General features: G+C 70.4%; 25 protein-coding genes and 2 pseudogenes. 12 read left to right on the top strand and 15 right to left on the bottom strand.

Annotation, left to right across the window (positions count from 1 at the left end; genetic code table 11):
- Positions 1-63: 63 nt before the first annotated feature.
- The 5 genes from AB0B35_RS39520 to AB0B35_RS39500 form a co-directional block, all read right to left on the bottom strand.
- Positions 64-585 carry an arginine deiminase family protein gene (locus tag AB0B35_RS39520; RefSeq protein ID WP_361056269.1) on the bottom strand — a complete coding sequence of 174 codons (522 nt, stop codon included), beginning with the start codon at positions 583-585 and terminating at the stop codon, positions 64-66.
- Between the two features lie 29 nt (positions 586-614).
- Positions 615-1,766: a glutamate--cysteine ligase gene (locus AB0B35_RS39515; RefSeq protein WP_361056266.1), complete on the bottom strand. Its 1,152-nt coding sequence runs from the start codon at positions 1,764-1,766 to the stop codon at positions 615-617.
- Between the two features lie 138 nt (positions 1,767-1,904).
- Positions 1,905-2,171: a CDGSH iron-sulfur domain-containing protein gene (locus AB0B35_RS39510; protein WP_361056263.1), complete on the bottom strand. Its 267-nt coding sequence runs from the start codon at positions 2,169-2,171 to the stop codon at positions 1,905-1,907.
- Entirely contained in the window at positions 2,168-3,208 is a 1,041-nt protein-coding gene (locus AB0B35_RS39505; protein WP_361056260.1) for an iron-containing redox enzyme family protein, read from the bottom strand. The genes AB0B35_RS39510 and AB0B35_RS39505 overlap by 4 nt, the downstream gene beginning before the upstream one ends.
- Before the next feature lie 805 nt (positions 3,209-4,013).
- The gene (locus tag AB0B35_RS39500; protein ID WP_361056257.1) at positions 4,014-4,385 is read right to left on the bottom strand and encodes a TraR/DksA C4-type zinc finger protein; all 372 of its coding nucleotides are present in this window, start codon (positions 4,383-4,385) and stop codon (positions 4,014-4,016) included.
- A 150-nt stretch (positions 4,386-4,535) separates the two neighbouring features.
- Here AB0B35_RS39500 and AB0B35_RS39495 point away from each other — a divergent pair.
- Positions 4,536-4,757, top strand: a pseudogene (locus tag AB0B35_RS39495) (hemolysin III family protein); the annotation flags it as partial.
- 45 nt (positions 4,758-4,802) lie between these two features.
- Here AB0B35_RS39495 and AB0B35_RS39490 read toward each other — a convergent pair.
- The 6 genes from AB0B35_RS39490 to AB0B35_RS39465 all read right to left on the bottom strand — a co-directional run bounded on the left by AB0B35_RS39490 (position 4,803) and on the right by AB0B35_RS39465 (position 9,278).
- Entirely contained in the window at positions 4,803-4,967 is a 165-nt protein-coding gene (locus tag AB0B35_RS39490; RefSeq protein ID WP_361056272.1) for a hypothetical protein, read from the bottom strand.
- A 219-nt stretch (positions 4,968-5,186) separates the two neighbouring features.
- Positions 5,187-6,128 carry a universal stress protein gene (locus AB0B35_RS39485; RefSeq protein ID WP_361056254.1) on the bottom strand — a complete coding sequence of 314 codons (942 nt, stop codon included), beginning with the start codon at positions 6,126-6,128 and terminating at the stop codon, positions 5,187-5,189.
- Positions 6,129-6,139: 11 nt separating this feature from the next.
- Positions 6,140-7,123, bottom strand: a complete 984-nt coding sequence (locus AB0B35_RS39480) for a nitroreductase (protein ID WP_361056251.1) — start codon at positions 7,121-7,123, stop codon at positions 6,140-6,142.
- Between the two features lie 144 nt (positions 7,124-7,267).
- Positions 7,268-7,450: a hypothetical protein gene (locus AB0B35_RS39475; RefSeq protein ID WP_361056248.1), complete on the bottom strand. Its 183-nt coding sequence runs from the start codon at positions 7,448-7,450 to the stop codon at positions 7,268-7,270.
- 362 nt (positions 7,451-7,812) lie between these two features.
- Positions 7,813-8,283: a hypothetical protein gene (locus tag AB0B35_RS39470; RefSeq protein WP_361056245.1), complete on the bottom strand. Its 471-nt coding sequence runs from the start codon at positions 8,281-8,283 to the stop codon at positions 7,813-7,815.
- 314 nt (positions 8,284-8,597) lie between these two features.
- Positions 8,598-9,278, bottom strand: coding sequence for a CBS domain-containing protein (locus tag AB0B35_RS39465; protein ID WP_361056242.1), 681 nt, complete (start codon positions 9,276-9,278; stop codon positions 8,598-8,600).
- 371 nt (positions 9,279-9,649) lie between these two features.
- Here AB0B35_RS39465 and AB0B35_RS39460 point away from each other — a divergent pair, with 371 nt between their 5' ends.
- Complete coding sequence (locus tag AB0B35_RS39460) at positions 9,650-11,320, top strand: NAD(P)H-dependent oxidoreductase subunit E (RefSeq protein ID WP_361056239.1); 1,671 nt, start codon at positions 9,650-9,652, stop codon at positions 11,318-11,320.
- Positions 11,317-13,977 carry a formate dehydrogenase subunit alpha gene (fdhF, locus tag AB0B35_RS39455; RefSeq protein ID WP_361056236.1) on the top strand — a complete coding sequence of 887 codons (2,661 nt, stop codon included), beginning with the start codon at positions 11,317-11,319 and terminating at the stop codon, positions 13,975-13,977. The genes AB0B35_RS39460 and fdhF overlap by 4 nt, the downstream gene beginning before the upstream one ends.
- Before the next feature lie 48 nt (positions 13,978-14,025).
- On the opposite strand, the pseudogene AB0B35_RS39450 reads toward fdhF, so the two are convergent.
- Both AB0B35_RS39450 and AB0B35_RS39445 read right to left on the bottom strand, forming a co-directional pair.
- A pseudogene (locus AB0B35_RS39450) lies at positions 14,026-14,169 on the bottom strand (cation-transporting P-type ATPase); the annotation flags it as partial.
- A 111-nt stretch (positions 14,170-14,280) separates the two neighbouring features.
- Positions 14,281-14,478: a DUF1918 domain-containing protein gene (locus AB0B35_RS39445; protein ID WP_360532283.1), complete on the bottom strand. Its 198-nt coding sequence runs from the start codon at positions 14,476-14,478 to the stop codon at positions 14,281-14,283.
- Between the two features lie 423 nt (positions 14,479-14,901).
- On the opposite strand from AB0B35_RS39445, the gene AB0B35_RS39440 reads away from it, so the two are divergent.
- The 4 genes from AB0B35_RS39440 to AB0B35_RS39425 all read left to right on the top strand — a co-directional run bounded on the left by AB0B35_RS39440 (position 14,902) and on the right by AB0B35_RS39425 (position 17,651).
- Positions 14,902-15,363 carry a Rieske (2Fe-2S) protein gene (locus tag AB0B35_RS39440; protein WP_360532286.1) on the top strand — a complete coding sequence of 154 codons (462 nt, stop codon included), beginning with the start codon at positions 14,902-14,904 and terminating at the stop codon, positions 15,361-15,363.
- Between the two features lie 232 nt (positions 15,364-15,595).
- The gene (locus AB0B35_RS39435; RefSeq protein WP_361056232.1) at positions 15,596-16,159 is read left to right on the top strand and encodes a helix-turn-helix domain-containing protein; all 564 of its coding nucleotides are present in this window, start codon (positions 15,596-15,598) and stop codon (positions 16,157-16,159) included.
- On the top strand, positions 16,156-16,884 hold the full coding sequence (locus AB0B35_RS39430) for an ABC transporter ATP-binding protein (protein WP_361056230.1): 729 nt from the start codon (positions 16,156-16,158) through the stop codon (positions 16,882-16,884). The genes AB0B35_RS39435 and AB0B35_RS39430 overlap by 4 nt, the downstream gene beginning before the upstream one ends.
- The gene (locus AB0B35_RS39425; protein WP_360532295.1) at positions 16,881-17,651 is read left to right on the top strand and encodes an ABC transporter permease; all 771 of its coding nucleotides are present in this window, start codon (positions 16,881-16,883) and stop codon (positions 17,649-17,651) included. The genes AB0B35_RS39430 and AB0B35_RS39425 overlap by 4 nt, the downstream gene beginning before the upstream one ends.
- Before the next feature lie 80 nt (positions 17,652-17,731).
- Here AB0B35_RS39425 and AB0B35_RS39420 read toward each other — a convergent pair whose 3' ends face one another.
- On the bottom strand, positions 17,732-18,592 hold the full coding sequence (locus AB0B35_RS39420) for an alpha/beta hydrolase (RefSeq protein ID WP_361056227.1): 861 nt from the start codon (positions 18,590-18,592) through the stop codon (positions 17,732-17,734).
- A 414-nt stretch (positions 18,593-19,006) separates the two neighbouring features.
- Here AB0B35_RS39420 and AB0B35_RS39415 point away from each other — a divergent pair, with 414 nt between their 5' ends.
- The 5 genes from AB0B35_RS39415 to nhaA all read left to right on the top strand — a co-directional run bounded on the left by AB0B35_RS39415 (position 19,007) and on the right by nhaA (position 24,396).
- Positions 19,007-19,981: a calcium/sodium antiporter gene (locus AB0B35_RS39415; RefSeq protein ID WP_360532301.1), complete on the top strand. Its 975-nt coding sequence runs from the start codon at positions 19,007-19,009 to the stop codon at positions 19,979-19,981.
- A gap of 107 nt (positions 19,982-20,088) precedes the next feature.
- On the top strand, positions 20,089-21,012 hold the full coding sequence (locus AB0B35_RS39410) for an ABC transporter ATP-binding protein (RefSeq protein ID WP_360532304.1): 924 nt from the start codon (positions 20,089-20,091) through the stop codon (positions 21,010-21,012).
- On the top strand, positions 20,993-21,778 hold the full coding sequence (locus tag AB0B35_RS39405) for an ABC transporter permease subunit (protein WP_361056224.1): 786 nt from the start codon (positions 20,993-20,995) through the stop codon (positions 21,776-21,778). Before AB0B35_RS39410 ends, AB0B35_RS39405 begins: the two co-directional genes overlap by 20 nt.
- Before the next feature lie 79 nt (positions 21,779-21,857).
- Positions 21,858-22,907, top strand: a complete 1,050-nt coding sequence (locus AB0B35_RS39400) for a helix-turn-helix domain-containing protein (protein WP_361056221.1) — start codon at positions 21,858-21,860, stop codon at positions 22,905-22,907.
- Between the two features lie 163 nt (positions 22,908-23,070).
- Entirely contained in the window at positions 23,071-24,396 is a 1,326-nt protein-coding gene (gene nhaA, locus AB0B35_RS39395) for a Na+/H+ antiporter NhaA (RefSeq protein ID WP_361056218.1), read from the top strand.
- An 860-nt stretch (positions 24,397-25,256) separates the two neighbouring features.
- On the opposite strand, the gene AB0B35_RS39390 is transcribed toward nhaA, so the two are convergent.
- On the bottom strand, positions 25,257-25,643 hold the full coding sequence (locus AB0B35_RS39390; RefSeq protein ID WP_360532316.1) for a helix-turn-helix domain-containing protein: 387 nt from the start codon (positions 25,641-25,643) through the stop codon (positions 25,257-25,259).
- Between the last annotated feature and the right edge of the window lie 78 nt (positions 25,644-25,721).

The following is a 25,721-nucleotide window of genomic DNA, read 5'->3' as shown; positions in this document are numbered from 1 at the left end:
GCGCTACGAGCGAACCCCTGAACACTTCCTCGCATTTGCCGACATCGCCTGCACCCTGACCTGCTACAACCACCTCACCAAATGAGATGTGGCCTTAGGCAGCGGTGGCATGAGGTACTCGCAGCCGCCGACGCGCTCGCGCGCCAGCACCAGATGTCCGGACAGCAGGTCGTCGGGCAGATCAGCGGCGGTCAGACCGCCGATCAGGAACCTCGCGAGCTCGCCCGGGTCCAGCGCCTCCAGGAACGCGCGGACGTCGTCGACCAGGCCCGTGCCCACCTGATTGGCGACGATCTTACGGTCGAGAAGCCACTGTCTGGCCTGGCCGATGGCGACGGTCTGGGCCAACAGCCCGTGCAGTTCCACCACCTCGATGCCGCGGCAGCGGAGCTCGTCGACGAAGTCGGCATGGTCTCGCTGCGCCTTCTCCACCCACATCACATCGTCGAACAACAGGTCTGCCGCGTTGGTGGGGGTGAGGCGGCTGTGCGCGAGCCCAGGCGCGCACACCAGCACCTTCCTCAACTTCCCCACCTCGGAGTGCACGCCGTGCGTAGACGCAGGACTCATCTCGACCTCGCTCACGCGCCGCCTCCCCCGTCCCGTTCACTGCCTCAGTGCGCCCCGTCGCCGATCGTCTCGGAAGCGAGGTAGGCCAGCACGTCGTGAATGTCACCGGTCCGGCGGTGGACCCGGCGTTGACGTTCCGCGCCGGTGCCCGCCCTGCGCAGCCGGTCCCAGCCGGTGTTGACCGTCTGCAGGTCGCCGTCCCTGGTCAGCACCGGGCCGACGAAACGCAGCAGGTCATCGACGAGCTCCCCCGCCGGCACCAGTTCCCCGGTCGTCGGGTCGACCAGGTGGCCTTCGAGCCCGTCGCGGGCGGCCCGCCAGTGCGCGGCGTTCAGCAGGCCGGTCCGCAGCCGTGGTGCCGGCAGCCCGGCGCGTATGTCGTCGACGACGGTGGTCACCAGCGCCCGGACGAGCCCGGCCACCAGGACCGCGTCGTCGACCGTCGGCAGCACGTCGGCGACCCTGACCTCGACCGTGGGGTACCGGGCCGAGGGCCGGGCATACCACAGCACCATCCCCACATCCAGCATCACACCGGCCGTGATCAGCTGCTGGACGGTGCGGTCGTAATCCGCGGCGCTCGCGAAGTACGGGGAGGGGCCTAGACTCGGCCAGCGTTCCATCTGGATCGAGCGCCAGCTCGCGTAGCCGGTGTCGACGCCCGCGTGAAACGGCGAGTTCGCTCCGATGGCCTGGATGACGGGCAGCCAGGGCCGCAGGTGGTTGCAGACCTGGACGGCGAGCTCGCGGTCGGGCACGCCGACGTGGACGTGGCATCCGCACAGCGCCGGATCGAGTGCCACGGGTCCGAAGCGGTCGATGATCCGCTCGTATCGTTCGGCGGCCGGCCGGGTGATGGCCGCTTCCCGTACCGGGGTCGCCCCCACCGCCACCAGCCGGGCTCCGAGCGCCGCGCCGGCGGCGGCGGCTTGAGCACGGGAGGACGTCAGGTGCTCGCGAACCTGTGCGAGATCCCCGCACACCGGGGTCACCATCTCGATCATGCTCTCGCGGAACTCGTGCCGGCTCTGCTCCAGTGCCTGCCCGGTCAGCCGCGCCAACACCTCGTCGGCGACGGGCAGATTACGGCCGCTCGACGTGTCGAGCAGCAGGAACTCCTCCTCGACGCCCAAGGTCAGCGGGCTGCGGTCCGCGATGGCGACCCGAGGGCCGTCCCCTTTGAAACCTGGATCCATGTGCTCAGCCGCCTCTGGTGATCTGAAGACCTACTGACTGCATTTCCCCGGTACGGAGCCTCACCACCACCAGGTGCCCTTCCCGCATCGACGACTCGTAGGAGCAGGTCATGGCGGCCGCCCGCCGGCCGAGCCGTGTCAATCCGGCAGGTGAGGATCGTCGTCGGCCGGATCGGGGCGGCCTGTCTGCCGGCCGGCCGGAGCCCGGAAGTCGATCAGTTTGTGGGTGCCGTCGCAGAACGGCTTGATCCGCGAACGGCCGCAGCGGCAGAGCGCGACCGTCGGCCTGCCGGCCTCGATGTGCTCGCCGTCCGGGGTGATGATCTCGAAGTCGCCGCGTAACAGCAGCGGACCGTCCTCGTAGGGCGTCACCGTCACCGAGGGGCGGGCAGGTTCGTGTGTCATGCCGCTGCTCCTGCCAGCACATCGGTCTCTGGCAGCAGTTCGCGCGCTGCGGTCCCTGCCCGCAGCGAACTGCGGCCGGCGGCCCAGCTGTCGAGCAGGTGCGCGCTGACCCTGCCCCCGAGCACCTCGGAGCCGGCGGCGCCGAACAGCACGTCTGCGGCCAGTTCCGGGTGCTCGGCGACCAACGAGCCGCACATGTCGTACGCGGCGATCTGCTCGTGCACCGCGTCTGCCTCGACGTGCTCGTCGTAGAACAGGGTCGCCTTGCTGTCGCCGCCGAGGCGGCGCAGACCGTTGCCGTAACGGCTGTTGGGCAGGCTGGAAGACATCTCGAAGGCGGCGAGCTGACCGGTGAGCGCCGCCCGCAGCCGCCGATGCAGTGCGAACATCGACAGCATGTTGGTGACGGCGAGCGTCACCGCCGGCAGCCGGTCGAGGTAGGCGCCGTAGTCGGTGTCCAGACCCAGGCAGCCCATCGTGTTGCGAAACAGCTCGGCGTGCATCCGCGCGAGCCTGCCAGAGCCGTACTCGTCGATCTGGATCTCGATCAGCGCGGCCTTGGCGCGCCCGGTCAGCCGAGGGATGGCGAAGGTGTGCGGGTCGGCCTCCTTGAGCTGGTAGAGGGAGCGGTGCACGACGAACTCCCGGAGCTGCTCGATCGTGGCGTGGGACTGGATGTAACGGGCCAGTGACGGGCCCTCCCGCTCGGCGGTCAGCGCGGTCAGCGCGGCGGGTATCTCGGCGGCGCTGGTCGCCGGTTGCGGACCGACCTGATCCCGAAGTTCCCTTTCGAAGAGCCGCTCGATGTCGGCGCGCAACGCCAGCAGTCCAGGATCCCACTCCCAGCGGTCGTCGACGTCGTCGAAGCCGGTGTAGTGCAGCTCGTAGCAGACGGCCAGCGCGAGCTGCAGGTCCTCGTCAGCCAGCGGATCGACGTCGACGCGGTTCGGCAGACGCGCGTCCTTGATCGCCTTCCCTGACCGAAGACGTTCGATCACAGCCGCCGAAAGGCCGCCCCGCGCCTCGGGAAGTCTCATGGTCCGCTCCTGCCTCGCTGTGCTGTGGCGATCAGTTCGCCGCTGGTCGGCATGTCATTGCTCAGGACAGACAAGCATCCGCCGAGCAGCGACGGTCGGCTTGGACGGTGCCGCGGCCTGTCGCCCTGTTGCAGCTACCCGTCGGTACGCGCGCCCTTTTCGTGGCTGGGCGGGTCGGACGGTCTCGCAACGGCTGAGGGCACGTCGTCATCGCCTTCGTCGGTTCTCGGGTGAGCGGTTATCGCACCTTCACCTGATGTGCCCTGCCCGGCACCGTCGGTGAACTTCCCCGGCGTCGTTGCGAGATCATGCTCCCGGTACGTCTCGCTCTCGGTCGGCGACCGTTCCTCCCCTGCTGTCGAATCAGACCGGGCGTCCGTTACCTGCCGCTCCGCGCGGTCCCGGTATTGCTGAGCCATCTCGATGCCCCCGTTTCAGTGGCCGCCGAGTCCGGGTCCCCGCCGACAACGACGACATCCCGCAGACAGTGGAGTTCTGGAGTTCCCCATCGGTTACCCCTCAAACACGGGGCCGATGGCGCAGCAGGAAACGACGGAGCGCGGCAATCGGGATCTCCGCCACGCGGTCCGGGATCTAGCTCCGCCGCCGTGCCGGGCCCGCACAGCGATGTCGATGAACTCACATGCCGCAGTCGGTCTGGAGGACCGTGGGTGGCCGGCCCGATCGCCTCGATGATGGCCGGCTGAATCCTCATTTCGGGAGCATCCGGGTCGAATGAACAGCGCAGGCTCGGGGCGACGTGTCCGCGTCGTTCGCTCCGAGCCTGCGCCAGGCCGCTCATGACTCAGCGGTGGCGGTCGACGATGCTCTGGCACGGTACGCAGTGCGTGGCCCACGGCATCACCTGCAGCCGGGTCAGCGGGACCTGCTCACCGCAGCGCCCGCAGGCCCCGAGGGTGCCGCTGTCGAGGCGGTCGATGGCTGCTTGCAGCCGAAGCAGCTGTTCCTGCAGTGCCATGGTCACCATCGTCTGCTCCGCGGCCTCCAGCGCCACCGTGCCGGCGTCGGCGGCGTCACCGGAGCCCGCGTAGTGCGATCCCCGCATGGAGGCGGCCTGCGCTTGCAGGCGGCTGACCTGCCCGGTGGTCTCGGCGTGGCGCTGGCGGAGCAGCAGACCGATCGCGGCCATGTCCAAACCGTCGGTTACAGCGGTCATCGTGTCCTCCTATGTGGTGCGCCTGCGCCCTGACTTCCCTGCACCGGTCGCCCTAAACCGACCGCGCACCGGCCGTTGCCGCGTGATAACCGCGGCGGCCGGCTGAGGCACCGGCCGGCCGTGATGCTTCAGGCGGGCTGATCTGCCGCGGCCGTGGTAATCCTTCCCGACGTCGCCCAGGTAGGCGGGATGGTCGCGCTGATCCTGCTGGCTGTCGGCGGGGTCGTCTACAGCGTTGGCGCGATCCTGTTCGCCCTACGCCGCCCGAACCCCTGGCCGGCGGCATTCGGCCACCACGACGTGTCCCACGCCTGCACATTGATCGCCGCACTGTGCCAATACATTGCCATCTATCTCGCCGTCTTCGCCTGACAGCACCCGACGGCCCGCGAGCGACCCTATGGGCCCGGCCTCGGATCAGCGGCTCGCCAGGCCGGGCATGCCGGCCGAGTCAGTCGTCATGGCACGGGCGGCGTCGCCCAGGCGCAGGTTGTAGCTGCGGCAGTAGGCGCGGGTCAGCCCGACAGCCTCGTCCACACTGACACCGCGCGCCTGCGCGAACGCGCCCTTGCCCTGCTCGATGACGATCCGGCTGTCAGCGCGCCCGGCAACTGCTCGCTGAGCCGCTCACCGCGGCTGACGGTCCCTTGTCACACCGGTACCCACGGCACTTCGTGTTCATGCGGACGACCGTGCAACTACCGACGCTGGCGAAAGATCCAGCGGCTCGCGGGTCTGACACGTCCGGCCGACGACCCTCCGCCACGTAGAACGTCGGTTCGCCGGCCGGTAGGCGTTCTGCTACGGATGCTGGGAAGGGTGGACCACGGCCACGGGTCCGTGCGCGTGGGCGACGAGCGCGTGGCTGACGGAGCCGAGCAGCATTCCGGCGAACCCCCCTCGTCCTCTGCAGCCGACGACGGTCAGCCCCGCGTCACGCGAACTGTCGATCATCACTTGTTCGATGTCGAGACTGCGGCTCGGCCGGTACTCGACCTCGAGGTGCGGGTGTTCGGCGACGACGGGGGCGAGGGCATCGGCGAGCAGTTGGTCGGCGGTCTGCCTGGCGTGTTCCTCGGCCGCGGTCAGCGGGTCCGTGTCCTCGGATCCCGGCCAAGGCTCGGGCCAGTAGACGTGTATGGCGATCAGCGGTACGCGGCGGGCGGCTGCCTCGGCGGCGGCGAAGGATACGGCGGCGGCCGCGGCGGGCGAGCCGTCTACGCCGACGGCCACGGGGCCCAGTGGTGGTGTGGCTGTCGGTGGCTGTTCGGGGCCGGGCGGGATCTCGCGGTCGGGCACCGGTGGGCGCACCACGATGATCGGACCGTGGCCGTGCGCGGCGACCTGGGCGGCGACGGAGCCGAGCAGGAGTTCTCGGAAGCCGCCGATGCCGCGGCTGCCGACGACGGTCACTGCGGCAGTACGGGACAGGTCGATCAGCACACCGGCCGGGTTGCCCGGGACCTGGCGTGACTGGATGTCGACGAGTTCCGGGTGCTGCTTGTGGACGGCTTCCACGGCATCGGCGAGGCTGCGTTCGACATCGGCGCGGGTCTGCTCCTCAGCCATTGGCGAGGGCTGGGACAGGGCGATCGTGCCGTAGCCGTACAGCGGAGCCAGGTGCCCGTAGATAAGGTGCAGTGGGGCGTGGCGGCGTACGGCGAGTTCGGCCGCGTAGGAGGCGGCGGCGAGGCTGGACGGTGAGCCGTCGACGCCGACGATGACGGGCTGGGTGGTGGCCATGGTGCTCTCCTTCAGTATCGCGGATTGATGGCGTCTTCGGCGGGGCGTCGTGTGGTGGGCGGTGGCGGTTCACCGGGCGGCGGGTAGCCGACGCGCACCGCGACCTGCGGGTGGCCCAGACCCGGCAGCAGCGTGCGTAGCTCGTCTCGGGTGGTGGGCAGTTCGGTGATGTCGCTGATCGGTGCGGTGGACAGTCCCGCGGTGATCGCCGCGAGCAGTGCGGCGGACAGGGCTTCGCCGGCGTGCAGCCATCCGTCGGGGTCGTCGGTGTCGGTGTAGATGAGCAGGTAGCGTGCGCCGCGGTCGCTTTCCCGGCCGGGGCGCATGGTGTCCCCGCCGAAGGGTGCGTAGTCGCGCACCGGCACCCGCCGCGGCATGGCCCGTACGGTGGTCTCGGTGGGTACGCCTTCGCCGCTCCACGGTGGGCGGTGGGTCCAGTCGGCGAGTTCGGCGCGGTAGGCCGGGTCGGACAGTTGCAGGGCGCCTGCCTTGATCGCAGCGAGCGCGAGCACGGCTATGTGGTTGTCGTCGATGAGGTGCGCGTGTGCGCCCTGGGTCTCGGCGGCGATGATCAGGTCGTGGCAGGTGGCGTCGGAGACGGGCTGGCCGGTGAAGGGGCGCCGGTCGGTGTGCCTGCGCGCGACCGCGGCGGCGGCTTGCAGTTCGGCCAGGCTCGGGTCGTGGGTGCCGACGATGGTCAGTTCGGCGAGCAGGTCAGGATCGGCGGGGTCGGGATTGCGGTGTACGTCGGCGGCGTGTCCGGCCGCGGCCAAGGCGATGCGGGCGTGGTGCAGGGCGACGCCGCAGCTGACGGTGAGCAGCCGTCCTTCGGGGTCGGCGACCAGCAGTTGGCGGCGCCGGTCGGCGTACAGCCGGGCGCGCTCGCGGTCGATCTCCCACCGCCAGGGTTGGGTGTTGAAGATCGACGGTGCGGCCAGGGCGGTGTGCGCGGCGCCACGGAGGGCCTGCTCGTGTGCCGCTCTTGCGGTGGTCATGTCTTCACCGTCATCCCGCCGCCGTGATGGGGGCAGGGGCCCGCGACCTGCGTCGGCAGGGACAAGGTCCCGCACCGCCCAAACCTGCCGCTCGTGGCACGAAGGCGGCAGACGATCGGGTTGCGGCGTGGAAAGGCACCCGGATCATAGCGGGACGTACCAGGTGAGCAGGGTGCCACCGGTGTCGGCGCGGCCGATGGTCATGGTGCCGCCGTGCGGGGCTGCGCGGTCGCTGAGGTTGATCAGGCCGCCGCAGGCGAAGGCTCCGGCGCAGCCGTCGTCGGCGACGTTGACGGTGAGGCGGCCGCCTTTGGCACGGACTGTCACGTCGACGCGGCCTGCAGGCCGGGCAGCGGCTCAGCGGCAGATCGTCCGAGATGAGGCTGCCATGCGGACGCTGTCGCGTTTACTCGACGCCATCGCTTCCGGCGATCATTACCGGCCACGGACGGCGAGTTCCGGCCTCGTACGGTTGGGCGCGCATGGTCTGGTGCCGGGACGGCGAGTTAGTGCGTTACGGCTCATGCGACGGCCGGGGCGGGTCCCGCCGGGGCGGGCTCGACGGTGTCGAACGCTACACCGGCTGTCATCGTCGGCACTGACGGCGACGAGCGAGCCCTACGATCGCAGGTGTGCGGCTGAAGCCGTACGCGCGCTGCTGCCCGCCGTGGTGCGGGCAGGCCTGATGGTCAGCGGGCGGTCCTGCGGTGCCGGTTCTCGATGATGTCGTAAAGCTCCTGGGCGTCCCGCAGGTGCTGGAGGCCGAACTCGGTCATCCGGCCGTCTCGCAGGTGCACCATGTAACGCACGTGGTGGATGGCACGGATGCTGCCTTGGACGACCACGTGTGAGTTGCTCGTGCGGGACACGTCTATCCACCGCACCACGAATTTGACCTTTCCGCTGACCCCGACCTGCACGAACCCTCGCTCGTACAGGAAGAATCCGGTGTTGACGCGCGACAGCGTGGTGTAGGTGAGGAAGGCTCCTCCGGGCAACAGGAACAGTCCGATGACGATGTACCACGGCGCGCCCATGCATAGCAGGAACAGCCCGAACGCGGTGAGGACCACGCCGAAGTACCTGTGCAGCGGCACGTGGCCGGGATAGCGCCGCTCGAAGCGGCCCAGGTCGAGTCGGGCGGCCTCTGCGGCGACCACAGCCGGAATCCTCGCGGCCACAGCGTCTCCCACCGTTCTCGCCGCCATCGCTCGGTCCGTCCAGAATAGACGCACATGCCGGTACAGGCCAGCTCCGACCCTTGGCTGAGCGGTGTCCGCATCGTGGATCGCGAAAGAAGAAGTGCCTTCTGATCTGGGAGGATCTGACTTCTAAAGTCCAGATCTTCCAGCGAATCGGTCCAGTTCTTCGAAACCCTTCACCGGTGGAGCGCACCCTCCAGGCGCCGACCCCACCCAGAAAGATCAGCCAACCGGATCCGAGAGCTTGATCGACACTTGGCGGAAGGCCGGGGCTAGGTGGCTGTGCGGCCGATCTGCTCGTCTTCGATGGCGTAGGTGATCTGGTCCACGACTGCGGTGACGCCGGACACCGTCTCGGCGAGCCGTACAGCGATCTGGCCTTTGCTGGACCGGCGGAGGGCGCCGGTGAAGGTGACCACGCCGTCGTGGACGTCGACGTCTACGGCGGCGGGCTGGAGGTGAAGTGCCCGATTCAGGATCGACTCGACGATCTCGGCTCTGATGTCGGCATCGGTGCGCCGGAACATGCCCAGCAGGTCGCGCCGGGTGACAATGCCGATCATCCGCCCTTGACGATCGACGACGGGCAGCTGCTTGATGTGTTTGTCGGCCATCAGGCGTGCGGCGTCGGCCACACCCGCATCCGGTGCGACGGTGATGGCGGGCGTTGTCATCAGTTGTCGGGCGACGGCTCCATGAGCCTTCGCCCGAGCCGACTTACGGGAAGGCCGTTGCAGGAAGTGTGCGGCGTCCGCCGGTTCCTGCAGATACTCGATGCGGCGCAGCAAGTCTCCCTCGGAGACCACACCGGCCAGGCGGTGCAGATCGTCGAGGACAGGGACCGCGCTGATCTTGTGGCGAGCCAGGAGTTGGGCGATGTCGGCGTAGGTCGTGTCTAGGGGAACGGTCATGACCTCGGCGGTCATGACATCGCGCACCGTGGGCTCGTTCATGGCGCTGCCTTTCTCGACATGCCCATACGCGGAGCAGCTGCTCCGGGGTGGCGTGGGCGCGGTGGTCATCTCCAACGTGAACCCGGCGCACGGCTCATGGACAGGGCCGCACAGCCCCCCGCGGCGGGACGTATGACCTGGTGAAGCTCGGCTCCGTGGATTGGTCGGGCGCAGTGCCGGTTGGGACGTTCCTGCTTCCGGGCTCGGCAAAACAGCGGACAATGGTGTCAATCGCAAGGGTGGTGAGAGCGATCGCAGCCAGTTCTCCGATCGTGGTGTTCACCGGCCTGGTGCCGGCTTCGGTGAGCCGGCAGCCGCCTCGCCACGCCGCCTGTCCTGGTCGTGGCGCACATCGAGCTAAGCAGGACGCCATGACGCGACGGCAGCCGGCAGGACCGGTATGGCCGCGACCAGGGCGAAGCGCGCTGGAGGAGCTGGTCGCCCGCACCGGCGACACCGACGCATTGACCAGGCTGCGGCAAGCTAGAACCGGTCAGGTGCCGCTCACGGACACGACGGAGCGGGCGGCCTTCGCCGCCGCGAACGCGCCGCTGGCAGCCGTTTACGGCACGGCGACGTACTACACCGACCTGAGTACGCCGACCGCCCCGCGACACGTACGGGTCTGTGCGGGCACCGCGTGCTTCATCGCCAGCGGCGGGCGGCACATCGCGCAGGTCGAGCAGGCGCTCGGCGTGCGTGTCGGCCAGAGCAGCGACGACGGCGAGGTGTCACTGCAGGAGGTCCACTGCCTCGGTTTCTGCTATGGCGGCCCCGCGGCGTTGGACGGCGACGAGCCCGCGGCCGGAGCCGACCTGGCCGACCAGCTGACCGGGTGCACCCCGCGGCGCGCACCCGAGATTCCGGCCTGGGCGGTCACCCACTCGGCCGTGCTGCGCGGCCTGGCAGGTGAGCCTGCGTGGCAGGTGTGGCCACGCCTGCTCGGGCGGCCCGGCGCGGTCGAGCGGGTGCGGGCTGAGGTGGCCGAGTCCGGCCTGCGCGGCCGGGGCGGCGCCGGATTCCCGGCCGCCCGCAAATGGGAGGCGGTCGCCGCGGCCGCTGGCCCACGCTACGTCGTGGCCAACGGCGACGAGGGCGACCCGGGTTCGTACGCCGACCGGCTGCTCATGGAGCGCACACCCGAGCGGGTGCTGGAGGGCCTGGCCCTGGCCGGGCTGGCGTGCGGCGCGGAGCAGGGTTTCGTCTATGTCCGATCGGAGTACCCGCAGGCATACCGGAGCATGTGCGAGGCGGTCCAGCGGGCACGAACGGCCGGGCACCTCGGCAGGGCGGTGCACGGCTCGCCGGTCGCCTTCGACGTCGAGGTGGTGGCCGGGGGCGGGTCGTACGTGGCGGGTGAGGAGACGTCGCTGCTGCGCTCGATGAGCGGCCTGCGCGGCACCGTACGACCGCGGCCGCCGTACCCGAGCGAGTACGGCCTGTTCGGCCGCCCGACCGCGGTGAACAACGTGGAGACGCTCGCGGCCGTGCCCGCAGTCGTCGCCGACGGAGGTGCCGTCTACGCCAGGCTCGGCCGTGCCGAGACCGGGACTTTGGTGGTGTGCCTCAACGAGCGTTTCAGCTGGCCGGGGGCGTACGAGGTGGAGCTGGGCACGCCGCTGCGCGACATCGTGTACCGGCTCGGCGGCGGCCTGGCAGGTGGCCGCGAGCTGCGGGCGCTGCAGGTCGGTGGGCCGCTGGGCGGGTTCCTGGGCCCCGATCAGCTCGACGTTCCGCTGCTGGCCTCGGCGCTCGACGACGCGGGTGCCGCCCTGGGCCATGGGGGCGTCATCGCCGTCGACGACTCCGTGTCCGCCGAGGCGCTGCTGGCTCACCTGTGGCGGTTCTACGCCCAGGAGAGCTGCGGAATGTGCACCCCGTGCCGGGAGGGCACGCGGCGCGGGCGCACCGACCCGGCCGCGAGTTCCACCGACGACGCATTGCTGGATCTGATGGGTGCCGCAAGCTTGTGCCCGTTCGGCCGGAGCATCCCGCGGGCGGTGCGCAGCCTGCTGCGCGTGCTCGGAGGGTCCGGGCCATGAGGGTCACCGTCGACGACCGGGTGGTCGAGGTCCCCGCGGGCGCGACCGTTCTGCAGGCGATCCGTGCGGCCGGAGCCGTGGTGCCGACGCTGTGCCACGACGACCGGCTGAGCCCGTCGGGCAGCTGCCGGCTGTGCCTGGCACGCCTCACCGGCCGAGGAGTCGTCGCCGCCTGCGTGACTCCGGCCGCCGACGGCCAGGTGGTGAGCACCGGCGACCCTGACGTGACGGCGATGGCCCGGCAGGTCCTCGAGCTGACCGTGGAACGCCTGCCCCGCAGGGCCTTGGACCTGCCGACCGAACTGGTCGACCGCTGCGCGGAGCTCGGCGTCGGCCCCGACGGGTTCGCCGAAGCCGGCCGCGGGCTCGGCGCGGACGACTCCCATCCCTACGTGCACCTTGACCGGGACTTGTGCATCGCCTGCGGGCGGTGCGTGCGCATGTGCGACGACGTGCAGGGCGCTTTCGCGCTCACCCTGGCGGGCCGCGGGGCTGACACCGTCGTCGCCCCGGGCGCGGGAAGTTGGGCGCAGTCGGCCTGCGTGTCGTGCGGCGGCTGCGTGGACACCTGCCCCACCGGTGCCATCACGCAGGCGGGCCTGGCCGCCACCCAGGCCCCGGTGACCGCGGTGAACACGACCTGCGGCTACTGCGGCGTCGGCTGCGCACTGACCGTGCACGTCAGCGACGGACGGGTCGCCGAGATCACCCCGGATCGCGACGGGTCCGTCAACCGGGGCCACGCCTGCGTCAAGGGCCGGTTCGCGTACGGCTTCGCCGCCTCGCCCGACCGGCTGACCACCCCGCTGATCCGCTCGGGTCAGCGGCTGGAACCGGCCACCTGGGACCAGGCGCTCGCTGTCATCGCCGACCGGTTGCACGGCGTCGTCGAGCGCCACGGCCCCGACGCCGTGGCCGCGATCTCCTCGGCCCGCGCCACCAATGAAGAGAATTACCTGATGCAGAAGCTGATGCGCACCGTCATCGGCACCAACAACGTCGACAACTGCTCGCGCATCTGCCACGCCCCCTCGGCCGTCGGTCTCACGGCCGCGTTCGGCCTGGCCGGCGGCACGAACCCGGCCGACGACATCGAGCTCGCGGACTGCATCCTGCTGGCCGGAGCGAACCCGACCGAAGCCCATCCGGTGGTCGGGGCCCGCATCCTGCAGCAGGTCCTGTCCGGAGCTCGGCTCGTCGTCGTCGACCCGCGTCGCACGGCGCTTGCCGGGTACGCCGACGTGCACCTGTCCGGCAGGCCCGGCAGCAACGTGGCCGTGTTCAACGGCCTGGCACGGATCATGCTGGAGGAGGGCTGGGTCGACGACGTCTTCCTGTCCGAGCGCGCGGACGGGCTCGAAGAACTCCGGGAGCAGCTGCGGTGGTTCACTCCCGAGCGGGTCGAGCAGGTCAGCGCGGTGCCTGCCGGTGCCTTGCGGAAGGCGGCGCGGCTCTACGGCACAGCGTCCGCGCCGTCGATCATCTACGGGCTGGGCGTCACCGAGCATGCGCACGGCACCGACGGGGTGCGTACGCTGGCCAATCTGGCGATCCTGCGCGGCGCGGTCGGCACCGCGTACGGCGGCGGGGTGAACCCGCTGCGCGGCCAGAACAACGTGCAGGGCGCCTCGGACATGGGGGCGTTGCCGGACCTGCTGCCCGGGTATCAACGGATCGATGATCCGCGGGCCCGGCAGCGCTGTGAGCAGGTCTGGGGTCATCGCATGCCGTTGCGGCCCGGCCTGCGCATCCCGCAGATGTTCGACGCCGCCATCGACGGCCGGGTGCGGGCGCTGTGGGTGTTCGGTGAGAACATCGCGCAGACCGACCCGGACAGCGGCCACGTCCGGGCCGCCCTGGCGGCCTGCGAGTTCGTGATCTGCCAGGAGATCTTCCTTACCGACACGGCCCGGCTGGCCGATGTCGTACTGCCAGGCGCGTCGTTTCTGGAGAAGGACGGCACGTTCGTCAACTTCGACCGCCGGTTCCAGCGGGTACGGCCGGCGCTGGACCCGCCGGGCCAGGCCCGCACCGACTTCGACATCCTCCGGTCGGTCGCGGCCGCGCTGGGCGCCGACCTCGGCTGTGCCACACCGGCTGCGACGCTGGCCGAGTGCGCCCGTGTCGCGCCGCTGTTCGCCGGGATCTCCCACACGCGGCTGGAACGCGAAGGCCACTTGCACTGGCCGTGCCGTTCAACCGACGGCCCTGGTGAGGCACGCCTGTACCAGCAGGGTTTCGCCACCCCGAATGGTCGCGCGCAGCTGGCCGCCAGGCCTTGGCTGCCGCCGGGCGAGCAGCCGGACGCGGCGTTCCCGTACGTCCTGATCACCGGACGGCGGCTGGTGCACTACAACGCCGGCACGATGACCCGGCGCACCCCGAACCTCGCCCTACAGCCACGCGAAAGCGTGGACATCCACCCCGACGACGCCGCCGCGCTCGGCCTGCGCGACGGCGACGACGTCGAGATCAGCAGCCGACGCGGCAGCATCACCGCCGCGGCGCACCTGACCGCGGAGGTCTCCCCCGGCCAGGTGTTCCTCGCGTTCCACTTCCCGCAGGTCGCCGTGAACCTGCTGACCTCTGCCGAGGTCGACGCGGTGACGTCGTGCCCGGAGTACAAGGTCACCGCGGTACGCCTGTGCCGGACGTGATGTGCCGGGCGCGCACCGCCTTGTGGCGAGCACGGCGAGCAGCGCGGCTGCCCACAGCAGCAGAGCGAAGAAGTGAGTCAGCTGCCGGACCAGCAGCAGTGCGACCGGCGGTCGTCGCGCTGCCGGCAGCGTGTTCGGTCCTGACATCGCATGCTTGCGGGTCACCTCACCGGTGGTGAGACCGGTCGCCATGGTGTCATCGGAAGCGTGCGACGCGGATGGGGCAGCACGACGCGTCTCAGCGCTGCTCATCGGGCCCCCCGCCCACAGGTTCGGACGCCCTTGCCCGGGTTGCGCTCGTGGTCAGTGTGGCGCGTGAGGCGGTTCCACGCGCGCTTCCGAGCCGGGGAACACCATGCTCTCGCGGTCGGTGTCCAGCCAGCGCACGATGTAGGGCGGCGTCCCGTCCCGGTGACGCAGCTCGGTGATGACGCCGACCCGCCGTGGCTCGCCGACGTGGATGGCCTCGAGCACGAGGCGGTCTCCGACGTGTGCCTTCATGCCTCCACTGTCGCTCCGGACCGGGCTGACGCGGCAGGGAACAACCGCAGCGGATTCGGGACTTTCGGCCCGTTCCGCTCAGGGGGCACGTCCGGGGTCGTCCGGCAGCGAGGCTGTGGACGGTGCCTGCAAAGCTGATCCAGATCGGGGGCCCTGCAGGGTTGCAGCCCACGCGCAGGACGTGATGATCGGCCCCGCCTGCACGCAGCCAGGGGTGCAGCCCACCGCCACCGCGCACGGCCTGGCGACGTCACTGATGTCGCAGCCCATCGATGTGCCCGCGGCCTGTCTCCGCCGGCCGGCAGATCGGCTCCCGGATGCGCCGGCGCCACAGCGCCCGGCCCGCCCGCCCGCCACTGCCGCCACGCCCGTCATATACGGCAAACGGGACATTAACCAGCGGGCGGCGCTAGGCTGCGGGTTGTGGATCAACAGCGCGGAATGGTCATGGGCGCGACGCGACGAACACTGCTGACCAGCGCAGGCGCGGCAGCCAGCGGCCTGGTAGGCGCCCACGGTTCACCCGTCGCCGGCTCCGCCCAGCCCGCAGCCGACCCCATTGTGCCTGCGGCCGACCCCGTCGTGCCGGTGGTCGACCCCATCGTGCTCGGCCCGGCCACGGACATCCCGGTCGGCGGGGGCAAGGTCTATAGCACCGCGATGGTCGTCGTCACCCAACCCCTGGCCGGTGACTTCAAGGCGTTCAGCTCGATCTGCACGCACTGGGGCTGCCAGGTCACCGAGGTGGAAAGCGACCAGATCATCTGCCGCTGCCACGGCAGCCGCTTTTCGGCGACCGACGGCGTGGTCGTCCTGGGCCCCGCCACACTGCCTCTCGGCCCGAAGGCCGTGACCGTCAAGGACGGCCTGATCACCCTCGGCTGAGTCCGACCCGCCGCCGATCAGCGCGCTGCCACCGCCGCTCCCCTGCCTGCTGCCCCTGGCCGTGGCGACCTTGGCGCTCGCGGACGCCTCTGAGGTGCCGCCAGCCAGCCAGCAGGACCAGCAGAGCGCACGGCAGGGCGATCCGCACGCCCCGCGCCGCCGCGTCCAGGTGGAAAGTTCCGCGCCACACGGCCGGCTTGAAATGTTAGTCGCTAACATTTATGGTGCCGGTATGCAGGACACTCCGCGCGGCCGCCGAGGCCGCACCCGTGCCCGGCTGCTGGAGTGCGCACTGGACCTGTTCGAGCAGCAGGGCTACGAGCAGACGACCGTGGCGCAGATCGCCGGTGCCGCAGGCGTCACCGAGATGACGTTCTTCCGCCATTTCAGCGCCAAGGATCGGCTGGTCGTCGAAGACCCATACGACCCCGTCATCGCCGACGCGGTCGCCGCACAGCCGCACACGCTCGCGCCGCTGGCCAGAGCGGTCGCTGGACTGCGGGCGGCCTGGGGGCAGCTGCCAGAGCCCGAAAGTGACGTGGTCCGGCGTCGGGTGCGGATCGCGGCGGGCACGCCTTCGCTGCGCGCCGCGATCGCTGCCAACAACGCCGCCACCGAGCAGATCCTCGTCGACCAGCTCGTCGCCGACGGCGCCGACCCCCGTTCAGCACGGGTCGCGGCCGCCGCGGTGCTGGCAGGCATCACGGCGGCGCTGCTGGACTGGTCACAGCACGACGGGCTCACTCTGACCGGCGCGGTCTCGGCGGCCCTGGACACCCTGGACGGCGCCCGGTGACCACGCCACGCCTTCGGGCCTGCGCACTGACCCGCCAGTTCGGCGGCGGCGCCGGCGTGAGCGGCATCGACCTCGAGGTCGCTGCCGGTGAGATCCACGCCCTGGTAGGGCTCAATGGCGCGGGCAAGACCACGCTCATGCGGCTCCTGCTCGGCATGCTGCATCCCACTGCGGGCCGCGTTCACGTTGACGGGCGACCATTACCAACCGCGGACTGGGCCAACGTCGGGCACCTCGTGGAGACTCCCCTGGCCTACGGGGAGCTCGACGGCCGGACGAACCTGATCCTGGCCGCACGCCTGCACGGCGCCGACGCCGGGCAAGCCGCACGGATGGTCGACGCTGTCCTGGCCGAGCTCAACCTCACCAGTTACGCCGCGGTACAAGCACGGCGGATGTCGCTGGGCAACCGGCAACGCCTCGGCCTGGCCAGCGCACTGCAACACCACCCCCGTGTCATCGTGCTCGACGAGCCCACCAATGCCCTGGACCCGTCCGGAGTGATCCTGCTGCGCGAGGCGCTCCTACGACGCGCCGCCGACGGCGCCGGAATCCTGGTGTCCAGTCACCACCTGGACGAGGTGGCCCGGGTCGCGCACCGCATCACCGTCATCAACGCCGGCCGCGTCATCGGGACCCTCGACCCGCACGGCGTCGACATCGAAAGGTCCTTCTTCGCGCTCGTCCACGCCGACGACACACACCACGATCGGAACGCGTCATGACTCTGTCGATGCTGGCAACCGCGATCGCCGTGGAAGGCCGCAAAGCTGCGGCCTCGCGCGTACTGACCAGCACCGCGATCCTGCTGACCGCCGGTGTCGCAGCGTTGGCGGCCGCCACCACAGCGGCGGCGAGCAGTGGCAACGAGCAGCTCGCCGCCAAACTCGGGCCGCTGGCTGCCGCGGGCGGATGGCCGGCCGTGCTCGACGTTGCCACCCAGGTCACCGCCGCAGCCGGGCTGCTGGCTTTCGGGGTCGGCTTGAGCTGGATGTTCGGGCGCGAGTTCACCGACGGCACCATCACCGGCCTGTTCGGCCTGCCCGTCAGCCGGCCTGCCCTGGCGCTGGCGAAACTCGTCGTATTCCTGCTGTGGGCGGCGGCGACAGCCACGGCGCTGACCATCGCCGTCGCGCTTACCGGCCTCGCCGTCACAGGGCAGGTGCCTCACCCGGCGGACTGGGCCGGCCTTGGCCGCCTGCTCGCCCTCGCCGCCATGACCGCCACGCTCGCCATCCCGGCGGCCTGGGCCGCCACCCTCGGCCGGGGACTGCTTCCCGCCATCGCGACCATCGTCGGTCTGATGGCCGTCACCCAGATGATCGTCGTAGCCGGCGCCGACGGCGGCTGGTTCCCGCCGGCCGCACCCGCGCTGTGGGCCCTACTACCCGCCACGATCGCCCCGGCACAGCTCCTGCTCGCCGCGACCTTCCCCATTGCCTTCAGCATGCTGACCCTGCACGCATGGCACCGCCTGCAACTCGATCGATAGAACACCGACAATGCGGTGATGCCTTCGATGTCGCGGCCCGCAGGCCGCAGACGTCCGTGGCGCGACCCAACCGTGGATGTTCAGCTGCTCGGCGGACCCGCGACCTCGGCAGCCAGGGCTACTACGTCAGGGAGATGTTCGGGGGTGGCCAAGTGCCCCATCGATGCGATGATCCTCAGGCGCGTGTTCGTGGTGCGCTGGACTACCGGCGCCAGCCGCTGTGGTGGCAGGAACCGGTCATGCTCGCCAACGGCAACCAGGCACGGTAGGTGAGCGCGGTCGGCCAGCAGCGCGGCGGGCAGCGGCGGCGGGGCCAGCGTCGTGCGGCAGTTCGCCGCCATCAGGGTCATCCACTCCACCTCCGTCTCGGGTGCGTCACGGCCGGGGGCGACGAACAGCTGCAGCATGTCACGGGTGCGGTCAGGGGTGGGACGCAGCAGCCACGCTGCTGAAGCACCTACCAGCTTCGGATCGACGGTGAGCCGGACGAACCCCGCAGGTGACACCAGCAGCCGCGCGGCGACGCCGGGCGAGCCTGCTGCCAGCGCCACCGCGGCACCCAGCGAGTTGCCCACCAGGACCACGCCGTGCATCTGCGTGACGTCGAGGACTTCGTCCAGTAGGCGGCCGTACCAGGCCAGTCTGGCTCGCCGTGGTCGGCGCTGGTCGCTGAGGCCTGGCTGGCCCGGCAGGTCGACGACGGTTGTCGGCCAGTGTTGCGACAATTCACGCAGCCATGGCAGCGCCGCTGCGGCGTTGTGGCCGGTTCCGGGGATGACGACGATGCGCGGCCTGCCGGTGCCGGCCGAGGCGAGATGGACCTTCCCGGCTGTGGTGTCGACGGTCGTGGTGGCAAGCGGAAAGTCCGCCCGGGCCAAGGCGTCTGAACACCATTGCTGTACCGCCGCCTGACCGCGTGCGTTTCGGTACACGGACTGCATCACGTCAGTGTGCGGGCAGGCGCGTGGTTCGTCCAGGTCGCTCGCGCCGCGTCCAGCAGAGTTGCCTGGATGTGCAACTGGTCGCCAACGCTGTCTTCGACGACGGTGCCGAACCCGCCTGACGTCGCGGCCGGTCCGCATTGACACGTCGCGATCAACCGCCCGCTGTCCAGGCGGTGGATCGCAGCCATGTCTGGCCGTCGCGCAATGTGAGCTCCGGTACCGGCTGCGCTTGAACCGCCCGGCCGAGGTCAGCCCAGCCGGCGGCCGGGGTGTAGCCCGACCGGCGTCGGATCCGCGGACCCACGCACCGGGGCACCGCACCGTCGGGCACCCGTGCGCTACGGTGTGGGCCGGTGTGCCGGGAAGTCTGGTCGGCGAGCAAAATCCGTCCCTCGACTCTTGGAGCACACCGTGATCACCGAAGTCCTGCTGGCAGTCGCCGGCCTGGTGCTGCTGACCTTCGCCGCCGACCATCTGGTGCTCGGCTCGTCGCGGCTGGCCACCAGGATGCGGATCAGCCCGGTCGTCGTCGGGGTCGTGGTCATCGGACTGGGCACCAGCGCCCCGGAGTTCCTGGTGTCGGCGCTGGCCGCAGCGCGTGGCGACACCGGCATCGCCGTCGGCAACATCGGCGGCTCCAACATCTTGAACCTGACGCTCATCCTCGGCACAGCCGCGCTGATCACCCCGTTCGCCGTCGGCTCGACGGTGATCCGGCGTGAGGTGCCGCTTGCTGTCGGGTCGGTGCTGGTGTTCGCCGTGGCAGCCTATATCGGGCTGGGGCCGCTGACGGCGCTGCTACTGGCCATGTGCGCCACAGGTGCGCTGTTCGTCCTGGCGCGCTGGGCCAAGGACGGCGGCAACTCCGAACTCGTCACCGAGGTGGCCGGGTTCGAAGCCGAGGGCGGCGCCGTGGTCGTCGCGCCGGTAAAACGCGCCGCAGCCTGGTTCGAGCCGGTGCGCACAGTGCTGGGCCTGGCCGGAGTACTGGCCGGTGCACAGCTGCTGGTCGCCAACGCCTCCACGATCGCCGCCCAGCTCGGCGTTCCGCAGATCATCATCGGGTTCACGCTGGTCGCGTTGGGCACGTCGCTGCCGGAGCTGGTCACCACGATCCAGGCGCAGCGCCGCGGCGAGACCGACCTGGTCGTGGGCAACCTGTTCGGCAGCAACCTGTTCAACAGCCTCGCCGGTGGCGCGTTCATCGGCTTCGCGGCCGGTGCCGACCACCCGGGCACGGCCGCGCTGACGCTGCTGTCGGTGATGGTGTTCACCACGGTGCTGGCGTGGGCGCTGCTGCGCCGTGCCCTGCGCCTGACGCGTGTCGACGGCATGGTCCTGCTCGGCGTGTACGGGCTCACTCTGCCGCTGTTGCTGTTCTCCTGACCTGCGTCCGCGCGCCGACGTTGCTGAGGTTCGGCAGCCAACTGCTGCCGAACTCGGCCGAGTCTCAACCTGGAACCGACAGCCGGAGGCAGCCGATGCTGTGGCACATGACAGACGACATCGCCGTACGGACCGAGGACTTGACCAAGTTCTACGGGCCCCGCCGCGGCATCGAAGGCCTCGACCTCGAGGTGCGTGCCGGGGAGGTGATGGGCTTCCTCGGCCCCAACGGGGCCGGTAAGACCACCACGATCCGGCTGCTGCTGGACTTTTTGCGCCCCACCCGCGGCCACGCCACCGTGCTCGGGCTGGACCCCCGCCGCGACAAAGCCGCCTTACACCGCAACATCGGCTACCTACCCGGCGAGCTGGCGTTTCCCGGCCGGGAGAAGGCCGCCGACCTGCTGCGGTTCTTCGCCGACTCCCGCGGCGGCGTCGCCTGGCAGACCGTCACCGATCTGGCCGAGCGCCTGGAGCTGGACCTGTCGCGGCCGATCCACACCCTGTCCAAGGGCAACAAGCAGAAGGTCGGCCTCGTGCAGGCGTTCATGCACTCCCCCGCCCTGCTGATCCTCGACGAGCCCACCAGCGGCCTGGACCCGCTGATGCAGCAGGAATTCCTGGCACTGGTGCGCGAGGCGCGCGCCAACGGGCAGACAGTGTTCATGTCCTCTCACGTCCTGGCGGAGGTGCAGCAGACCGCCGACCGGGTCGCGATCGTCCGCGACGGACGCCTTGCCGCGGTCGAACGAGTCGAGTCGCTCGGCCGACGTGCGGTGCGCACCGTCGAGATCCACTTCGACGGGCCGGTCGAGGCCGCCGAGTTCGCCGTACTGCCCGGCGTCAGCGACGTCACCGTGTCCGGGCCGGTGCTGCGCTGCACCGTCGACGGCCGCCTCGACCCGCTCATCAAAGCCGCCGCCCGCCACGAGGTCGTCGACCTGCTGTCGACCGAACCCGACCTCGAAGAGACGTTCCTGAGCTTCTACTACCACTCCGAAGGAGCAGGCGATGTCCCCGCTGGTGCGTAAGACCTGGCGCGACGACCGCCGCGCCATCATCGGCTGGGCGCTCGGCATCGCCGCGTTCACCATCATCTACACCTCCTTCTACGCCGGCTTCCAAGGCGCCGCGCAGCTCAAAGACGACGCCCTGCCCGAAGGCATGAAGGACTTCCTGTCCATCCAGGACATGACCTCCGGCGCCGGCTACCTGCAGGCCACCGTCTACAGCCTCGTCGGACCGCTGCTCGTGGTCATGGCCGCTGTCATCCTCACCGTTCGCACCATCCCCCGCCCGGAAGAAGACGGCGGCATCGAACTGCTCATGGTCAACCCGCTGTCCCGGCGGGCATTCGCCGCCCAGCGGCTGACGGCGACCTTCGTCACCGTGACCGCGCTGGCCGCCATCCCCGGTCTGCTGGTGCTGACGATCGCACCCGGGGTCGGCATCGACGTGCCGGCAGCCAACATCATCTCGGCCTCGGCCGGGCTGGTCGCCCTGGCCTGGTGCTTCCTGGGCATCGCCTTCGGCATCGGAGCGGCCACCGGCCGCCGCGGCATCGCCTTGGGCGTCACCGGCGCACTCGCCGTCGGCACCTACATCCTGCGCGGCGTATCCGGGATCGTCGACGGCGGAGCATGGCTGCGGTGGCTGTCACCCTTCCACTACTTCATCGGCACCGACCCGCTGCACACCGGCTGGCACCCCGCCCACCTGCTCGCCCTCGCGGCGGCAGGCGCCGTCGGCGCGGTCGCCGGGGTCGTCGTGTTCGACCGCCGCGACGTCGGCGTCTGAACCTCGGCCGCTGGGGCGGGAGCTGGCCTGCTACCCGCCCCAGCCCGTCAGCGCCGCTCCTCCGCCGACAGGACATCAATTGAGCGACACCCACCCCGTCTGGCTTACCGACGCCTGCGCCGAGCTGCTCCACACGAGCTCCGGGCCGCACCCGACCGAAGCGAGCGCATTGGGCGTACGCGCCGCGACCGCTTCCCTGACCAGCGCCGCCACCGTCGACGCGCTCCTGCAAGCCGCCGCCGACCACTGGGCCGCCACCGACCCCGCAGGCGCCCATGAACACGGGCTGGCGCTGCTCGCCACCCTGCGGCAGGTCACCGCAGAAGTGCTCGACGGCTACCAACGCAGCGCCCGCGACGAAGCCACCCATCGCGAAACCGAACGCGCCGCGTTCCTCGACGACCTGCTCGCCGCCCACCCCGACCCCGGACACCTCGCCGCCCGCGCCCAGCGCTACGGCATCCGCCTGTCCGGCCGGCACAACGTCATAGCAGCCCGCACCACCGAGCTGTCACCGGCGGCGGCGTACGCGGTCGACGACGCCCTCTCCCAGCGCTTCGGCGCCGCCAACACCCTCACGACGCTGCGCGACGGCGAGCTGATCTGCGTCGTGGCCGGCGGGTTACGCGGGGTGCCCGCCGAACTCGCCCGCCACCTGCACACCCACCTGCCGGCGGGCAGCTGGCAGATCGCCGTCGGGCGCACCCACCCCGGGCTGGGCGGCCTGGCCACCTCCCTCGACGAGGCCCGCAACACGCTGCACCTGGCCGACCGGCTCGGGTTCACCTCCCCCGTCCTGCACGCCGCCGACCTACTCGTCTTCCCGGTCCTGCTCCGCGACCGCGATGCGATCACCGACCTGGTCACCACCGTGCTCGGCCCGCTCACCGAAGCACGCGGCGGTGCCCAGCCGTACCTGGACACCCTGGCCGTGCTGTTCGACAACGAAGGCAACCACACCGCCACCGCCCGGCAGCTGCACGTCAGCGTCCGCGCCGTCACCTACCGCCTCGACCGCATCCATGCCCTTACCGGATACCACCCCGGCGAACCCACCCAGCGATTCACCCTGCACACCGCCGTGCTCGGGGCCCGCCTGCTCGGCTGGCCCGATAGCGCCGATCGCTGAACACGCCGCAGCGGGCCTCGAGCTCACCCGCGCGGCTGGACACCGACCGTCCCACCGGTTGATCACCGCTGAGGGCCAGGGCTGATCATGGGGGTAGGGTGGGAGCAGGTGTGCCGGGAAGTCTGGTCGGCGAGTCCGTTTTCGCTGACCGCAGGAGGCCGGTATGTCCCCCTCTACACCCACCAAGGTGATCTTCGGGCGGGGCACTTGGGCCGAGACCCGGCGCCTGGCCGACATCCTGCGCCAGGAAACCGTCGGCGGCGCCCTCCTACTCGCCGCAGCCGTCGCCGCGATGATCTGGGCGAACAGCCCATGGTCACCCGCCTACGACGCACTACGGGAGTACACCGTCGGCCCGGTCGCGCTGCACCTGAACCTGCCACTGGGCGTGTGGGCCGCCGACGGGCTGCTGGCGATCTTCTTCTTCGTCGCCGGCCTCGAACTCAAACGCGAATTCGTCGCAGGCGACCTACGCGAACCCCGCCGGGCCGTCGTGCCGATCGCCGCGGCCACCGGCGGCGTGATCATCCCCGCGCTGATCTACCTCGCCGTCAACCACGCCGACGCGACCGCGGCACGCGGCTGGGCCATCCCCACCGCCACCGACATCGCCTTCGCCCTGGCCGTGCTCGCCGTCATCGGCCGCGACCTACCCTCGGCACTGCGCACGTTCCTGCTCACCCTCGCCGTCGTCGACGACCTCATCGCGATCGCCATCATCGCCCTCTTCTACACCCAGAGCCTGCACCCGCTGCCCCTGGCCGCGGCGCTGATTCCGCTGGCCGCATTCGGTGTACTCGTCCAGCGCCGCCACCGCTCCCCGTGGCTGCTGCTGCCCCTGGCCGCGGCGACCTGGGCCCTCGTGCACGCCTCCGGCATCCACGCCACCGTCGCCGGAGTCCTGCTCGCCTTCACCGTCCCCGTCCGATCGCGCCCCGGCGGCGACGCCCACGGCGAGCACGACCCCGGCCTGGCCGGCCACTTCGAACACCGGCTCCGCCCCATCTCCGCCGGTATCGCCGTCCCGATCTTCGCCCTGCTGTCCGCCGGGGTGACCATCGGCGGCCTGACCGGCCTGACCGACGCCCTCACCTCGGGCGTCGCCATCGGCATCACCGCCGGCCTGGTCGTCGGCAAGACCATCGGCGTACTGGTCGCGACCGTGCTCGTCGCCCGGTTCACCGCCGCGAAACTCGACGAGGACCTCGCCTGGACCGACATCCTCGGCCTGTCCATACTCGCCGGGATCGGGTTCACCGTCTCCCTGCTGATCGGCGAACTGTCGTTCGGGCTGGGCACCGAAGCCGACTCCCACGCCAAGATCGCCGTGCTCACCGGCTCGGTGGTCGCCGCAGTATTGGCAGCCGCGGTGCTGCGGGCGCGCGCACGTGTGTACAGGCGCATCGCCGAAGCCGAGCAGATCGACACCGACGCCGACGGCATCCCGGATGTCTACGCCACATCACCGGTACCCACCGCTGATCGTTGACAACGCGGCGAACGCCGAGAAACGGGCGTCATTGGACGGCACCCTGCGCAGACACCATCTTATTGATCAACTAAGGGCGGACGCGTACCGGCGTCCGCAGCCCCCGTGTGTCTTGGACGTGCTACGACCCACCAGATAGGACCATCGAGAGCGGCGCGATGACCCGCCCGGTCGAGAGGTCGACTTCCCGTCCACCTCAAGCGATTCGACCGCCGACGCAAGCCGTATGACACAGAACGACGCCGCCAAGATCGCCCTCAGATCTCGCGAATGCCTCAACCCGTACGCGCGTATGTGCACTTGACCCGTGTCCTGACGAACACAGAAGGGCTGCGCGCTGCGGCGGGCACGTCATCCGCAGTCGCAGTGCCCGCCGCCCGTGGATCGATCGGCGGTTCTGTCGGCCGGTGCGGGATTTGCCACCTTTCGCATTGCGGTGCGGTTCGTACCGCCGACGCAGCGATCGACAGCATCGCACTGCCAGCTTCTTGATCCTGGAGCCGGAAGTTCCCATCTGCGGCACGGCAGACCCTGCCGCTCAGTCCTCGTCGAGAGCGGCCGGCGGCATGGTCGTGGGGCTCGCCGACGGGGCTCTTCTAGGGCTCCGCCGCGTAGTGACAGTGCGCACGATGGCGCACTCCACCGCGACCGCCCAATTCAACCTTCCGCAAGTGACCAAGCTCGATCCGCACGCCCGCATATCTCGTCGAAGCGGTGTACGAGATCTTCGGCAGAAGGTGCCCGCTCTGTGCGGTGGAGTCCGCTGAACGTCGCCCACCTCATGGTCGATGGCTTCGGTCCCGGGTACGAACGCCGAGCCGCGATCGAGTGAGCCGGTGTGGCCGACCGTGCCCCGCGACCTAAAGGGCGTCGAAGGATTTCCGTGACTCCTGGATGCCGGCGGCGTTGTCGACCGCCCAGCAGGCGAGGTGTCGTACAGCGGCGAGCAGGCTGATGCCGCGCGGGGTGAGCGCGTAGTCGACGCGCAGGGGTTTGGTGTCGTGCAGGGTGCGGGTGACCAGTCCGTCGCGCTCCATGCCGCGCAGGGTGGCGCTGAGCATACGTTGGGTGATGGGCTCGCTGAGCCGGCGAAGCTCGTTGAAGCGCTTCGTGGTGTGCCCCAGCTGGCAGATGACCACCACGGACCATTTGTCGCCGATGCGCTCCAGCACGTCGCGCACCAGCTCGCGGCCCTGACCGTAGTTCACCAGTTCCGGTTCGCTGATCGAGGTGGTCGGATGCGCCATGCGCAACAGTATATGTCGTATACCGGGTCCCGCCTTTCACCGGTTGGTACCTCTGGCGATACCAGGGCACTTTGAAGT

Source organism: Catellatospora sp. NPDC049133, assembly GCF_040648455.1.
Classification (GTDB): domain Bacteria; phylum Actinomycetota; class Actinomycetes; order Mycobacteriales; family Micromonosporaceae; genus Catellatospora; species Catellatospora aurea.
The sequence above is the reverse complement of the archived record's forward strand: the minus strand, read 5'-3'. Positions and strand labels throughout refer to the sequence as shown.

Excerpts from the sequence above, each read along its gene's own strand:
- AB0B35_RS39510 (WP_361056263.1), bottom strand. The coding sequence starts at position 2,171 with ATGACACACGAACCTGCCCGCCCCTCGGTGACGGTGACGCCCTACGAG.
- AB0B35_RS39500 (WP_361056257.1), bottom strand. The coding sequence starts at position 4,385 with ATGACCGCTGTAACCGACGGTTTGGACATGGCCGCGATCGGTCTGCTG.
- AB0B35_RS39515 (WP_361056266.1), bottom strand. The coding sequence starts at position 1,766 with ATGGATCCAGGTTTCAAAGGGGACGGCCCTCGGGTCGCCATCGCGGAC.
- AB0B35_RS39410 (WP_360532304.1), top strand. The coding sequence starts at position 20,089 with ATGACAGACGACATCGCCGTACGGACCGAGGACTTGACCAAGTTCTAC.
- fdhF (WP_361056236.1), top strand. The coding sequence starts at position 11,317 with ATGAGGGTCACCGTCGACGACCGGGTGGTCGAGGTCCCCGCGGGCGCG.
- AB0B35_RS39480 (WP_361056251.1), bottom strand. The coding sequence starts at position 7,123 with ATGACCACCGCAAGAGCGGCACACGAGCAGGCCCTCCGTGGCGCCGCG.
- AB0B35_RS39465 (WP_361056242.1), bottom strand. The coding sequence starts at position 9,278 with ATGAACGAGCCCACGGTGCGCGATGTCATGACCGCCGAGGTCATGACC.
- AB0B35_RS39405 (WP_361056224.1), top strand. The coding sequence starts at position 20,993 with ATGTCCCCGCTGGTGCGTAAGACCTGGCGCGACGACCGCCGCGCCATC.
- AB0B35_RS39505 (WP_361056260.1), bottom strand. The coding sequence starts at position 3,208 with ATGAGACTTCCCGAGGCGCGGGGCGGCCTTTCGGCGGCTGTGATCGAA.
- AB0B35_RS39435 (WP_361056232.1), top strand. The coding sequence starts at position 15,596 with ATGCAGGACACTCCGCGCGGCCGCCGAGGCCGCACCCGTGCCCGGCTG.
- AB0B35_RS39390 (WP_360532316.1), bottom strand. The coding sequence starts at position 25,643 with ATGGCGCATCCGACCACCTCGATCAGCGAACCGGAACTGGTGAACTAC.
- AB0B35_RS39445 (WP_360532283.1), bottom strand. The coding sequence starts at position 14,478 with ATGAAGGCACACGTCGGAGACCGCCTCGTGCTCGAGGCCATCCACGTC.
- AB0B35_RS39420 (WP_361056227.1), bottom strand. The coding sequence starts at position 18,592 with ATGCAGTCCGTGTACCGAAACGCACGCGGTCAGGCGGCGGTACAGCAA.
- AB0B35_RS39460 (WP_361056239.1), top strand. The coding sequence starts at position 9,650 with ATGACGCGACGGCAGCCGGCAGGACCGGTATGGCCGCGACCAGGGCGA.
- AB0B35_RS39425 (WP_360532295.1), top strand. The coding sequence starts at position 16,881 with ATGACTCTGTCGATGCTGGCAACCGCGATCGCCGTGGAAGGCCGCAAA.
- AB0B35_RS39485 (WP_361056254.1), bottom strand. The coding sequence starts at position 6,128 with ATGGCCACCACCCAGCCCGTCATCGTCGGCGTCGACGGCTCACCGTCC.
- nhaA (WP_361056218.1), top strand. The coding sequence starts at position 23,071 with ATGTCCCCCTCTACACCCACCAAGGTGATCTTCGGGCGGGGCACTTGG.